The sequence below is a fragment of the Sulfurivirga sp. genome, from assembly GCF_015490265.1.
Classification (GTDB): domain Bacteria; phylum Pseudomonadota; class Gammaproteobacteria; order Thiomicrospirales; family Thiomicrospiraceae; genus Sulfurivirga.
Genome location: NZ_WFYD01000023.1, coordinates 1 through 3,550 on the forward strand (window position 1 = coordinate 1; position 3,550 = coordinate 3,550).

General features: G+C 62.6%; 4 protein-coding genes. All 4 read right to left on the reverse strand.

Annotation, left to right across the window (positions count from 1 at the left end; genetic code table 11):
- Positions 1-336, reverse strand: a 336-nt coding sequence (locus F8K16_RS01725; RefSeq protein WP_294946059.1) for a hypothetical protein, incomplete at its 3' end; no start/stop codon positions are given.
- A gap of 119 nt (positions 337-455) precedes the next feature.
- Positions 456-1,568 (reverse strand): TRAP transporter substrate-binding protein, encoded by a 1,113-nt coding sequence (locus tag F8K16_RS01730; protein ID WP_294946061.1) that lies wholly within the window; start codon positions 1,566-1,568, stop codon positions 456-458.
- Complete coding sequence (locus F8K16_RS01735; RefSeq protein ID WP_294946064.1) at positions 1,565-2,872, reverse strand: APC family permease; 1,308 nt, start codon at positions 2,870-2,872, stop codon at positions 1,565-1,567. Before F8K16_RS01735 ends, F8K16_RS01730 begins: the two co-directional genes overlap by 4 nt.
- Before the next feature lie 50 nt (positions 2,873-2,922).
- The coding region (locus tag F8K16_RS01740) for a J domain-containing protein (RefSeq protein WP_294946066.1) at positions 2,923-3,550 on the reverse strand (628 nt) is incomplete at its 5' end.

Sequence of the window (3,550 nt, forward strand, 5' to 3'; positions counted from 1 at the left end):
AGGGGGAGGATAGCCGCCAGGGGCCGGAGGTGGCGCCATGCCCGGCGGTGGCCCATAGCTGCCTGCCGGTGAGGGGGGCGGGTAGCCGTACCCCGGAGGGGGTGGCGGGTATCCATAGCCATAGGCCGGCGGTGGAGGTGGATACCCGTAGCCATAAGGCGGCGGGTAATCGTCATCATCGTCAAAGAACTCCTCCATCCAGTACATGGGGGTCCATTCCGGCCAGTCGTTGTCGTCATAGGGGTCATCATTGCCCCAGCCGCAGCAACCCGCCTGGGCACCGCCTGCGGCAGTGAGCAGTAGCGCCAATGCACTGCCTGCCAGCCATTTTTTCATTTCTGCGCTCCTCTGATTCACCTGTTGATCAGGTCACTTTCGATTATAGGGAGCGCAGAACACGGAACAGAAATCAAAAATATCAATCCACCATAAAGGCGGCTCATATCAGTAGCCGATTATGTATCCAGTCCACGGGCTCGCAGGAAGTTCTGCTCACCCAGCCGTGTCCACTTGGATACCTGTTCCAGAAAGGCCTTCTGGGAGGCCCATACCTTGGCGGCCATGGGATCGCGCGTGGTGACATCGGCGATCACCTCGGCCGTGAGCGCACGGAAGCGGCGCAGCACATCATCCGGGAAGGTGCGCAGCTGCACATGGTGTTTCTCCACCAGCGTCTGCAACGCCTGCTCGTTGCGGGCGGTATATTCGGCCAGCATCTCCAGATTGACCACCCGGCAGGCGTGCTCCACGATGGCCTGAAGATCCTTCGGCAGCGCCTCGAACGCCTTGGCGTTGACAATGGCCTCCAGCGCCGAACCCGGCTCATGCCAGCCGGGTGTGTAGTAGTACTTGGCCACCTTGTAGAAGCCGAAAGCCAGATCATTGTAGGGACCGACCCATTCGGTGGCGTCGATGGCGCCGGACTGCATGGCCTGGAACAGCTCACCGCCCGGCAGGGTCACCGGGATGCCCCCGGCTCGCTTGAGCACCTCACCACCGAAGCCGGGAATGCGCATCTTCAGGCCCTTGATGTCCTCGATGGAATGGATTTCCCTGTTGAACCAGCCGCCCATCTGGGGGCCGGTGTTGCCGGCCGGAAAGGGAATCAGGCCGAAGGGGCGATAGGCCTCCTGCCACAGTTTGACGCCATCGGCCTGATAGAACCAGGCGTTGATCTCATCGGGCGTGAAACCGAACGGCACGGCGGAGAAGAACGGTGCCGCGGGAATCTTACCCTTCCAGTAGTAGGCACCGCCATGTCCCATCTCGGCGGTGCCACGGGAGACGGCATCGAACACCTCGAAGGCGCCCACCAGCTCACCGGCGCCATAGACCTTCACTTTCAGCCGTCCGCCGGAGAGCTCGCCGATCAGCTCCGCCAGCCGGTTCGCGCCGGTGCCCAGTCCGGGGAAGTTCTTGGGCCATGTGGTCACCATCTTCCACTCGATGGTCTTACTCACCGCCACGGCGGGCACCGCCTTGGCGCCTTCCTCACTCTTGCCGCAGGCGCTGAGGGTGGTGGCCGCCGCCGCACCTGCCAGCGCGCCGATCAGTTCTCTGCGTTTCACGCCGATTTCCTCCTGTGAAGCCATCCTCGTGCACTGAAGAGCCATTCTACAACGCTGACCGCGCCGTAGAAAACGAGCACCCACTTGAGCGTGTCCGGATTGTGACGGTAGAGATAATCCATCAGCGCAACCCAGGCCGCCAGTGCAGCGATCAGCCCCAGCAACGGCCACAGCCACAGCAGACCGATCTTTCGGTGCAGTCTGAGTGCCGCACCGTTGACGGCGGCAAACAGCAGCAGGAAGGTAGAGCTGGCAAATGCGGCAATCACATCCAGATTGGCCAGATTGACGAACGCCAGCGTCACCAGCGTGATGATCAACAGCGCCGCCCAGGGCACGTTGCGACGGGATTTGAGAGAGAAAGCCTGCGGCAGATCCTTCTGTCGCGCCATCACATGGCTCAGCCGCGCCGTGCCGAACAGGGTCGCGTTGATGGCGCTGGCGGTGGAAAACAGCGCGGCAACACCGATGAGCACGAAGCCCGCCTGCCCGAGAAAGGGCTGTGCCGCCACCGCCAGCGCATATTCACCATATTTGTGGATCTGTTCCGGTGTCAGATTGCCCACCGCTACCAGCGATACCAGCACATAGACCGTGGCCGTAATGAGAATGGCCACCATGATGCTGCGCCCCAGATCCCGCTCCGGGTCCTCCATGTCGTTGATGGCGTTGGGAATCAGCTCGAACCCCTCATAGGCCACGAAAATGAGCGCCGCCCCCAGCACCACGCCGACCCAGCCCTGATTGAACAGCGGCTCCAGCCGACTCACATCCAGCGTGTAGAGACCGATGATGGCAAACAGCGCCAGAATGACCACCTTGATGAAGACGATCAGGTCTTCCGTGTGGCCGCTGGCCTTCACCCCCCACAGATTGATACCGAGAAAACTCAGCAACACCACGCTTTCCAGCAGGTGGCGCATGAGCGGATTCTCCTGCCCACCGCCCAGCAGAGCGGACCCGTAGGCACCGAAGGTGTAGCTGTAGAGCGCCATGGTGCCCACATAGCCAACCAGCAGCAGCCAGCCGGTCAGCGCCGCCAACCTGTGACTGGCGAACGCCTTTTCGATATAGGTGAAACTGCCGCCGGCGGAACGGTAGTGCAGCCCCAGCCGGGCGTAGGACAGACCGGTCAGCAGCGCCACCATGCCACCCAGCAGAAAGGCCAGCGGTGCCGCATGGCCCGCCTCGCTCATGGACAGCCCCAGCACCGAGAAGATGCCGCCACCGATCATGCCGCCCACCCCCATGGCCACCAGTTCCTTGAAGCCGAGCGCCTCTCTCGGCTGTTGACCATTCGCCATGCTTCAAGCTCCTCTCAAAAAGAAACCCGCCGCAGCGGGTTGTGGATCCATCAGGACGGGAAATGCGCCCGTGGATTGAAATTGCCGAATTTGGTGGCCATCTCCTTGTAGAAGTCTTTGGCCTCTTCCGTCTCGGCCGGCGGGGTGTGGATCTGCAGCACCACATACTGATCCCCCGGCACCTTGCCCAGTCCGCGCCCCTTCAGGCGCAGCTTCTTGCCGGACTGGGCACCGGGCGGAATCTTGAGCGCCACCTTGCCCTTGAGCGTAGGCACCTCCACCCTGGCGCCCAGCGCCGCCTCCCACGGTGTGATGGGCAGATCCAGATAGACATCGTCGCCCTCCACCCGATAGAGCGGGTGCTTCTGCAGCTCCACCTCCAGATAGAGGTCGCCGTTGGGCCCGCCGCCGATACCCGGACCGCCCTGCCCAGCCAGACGGATGCGCTGACCCGGCTTGATGCCGGCGGGAATCTTCACTTTGATGGTCTTGTTGCGGTGGCTCACCTGACCGTAGGCGTCCGCATCAGGCACCTGCAGGGTCAGGGTGCGCTCGGCACCATTGACCGCGTCCTCCAGCGGAATGAGAATCTTGACGATCTGATCCTGCCCACGGGCGCGAAAGCCACCACTGCGACGGCCGCCCTGACGAAAACCGCCGCCGAACAGCGTCTCGAAG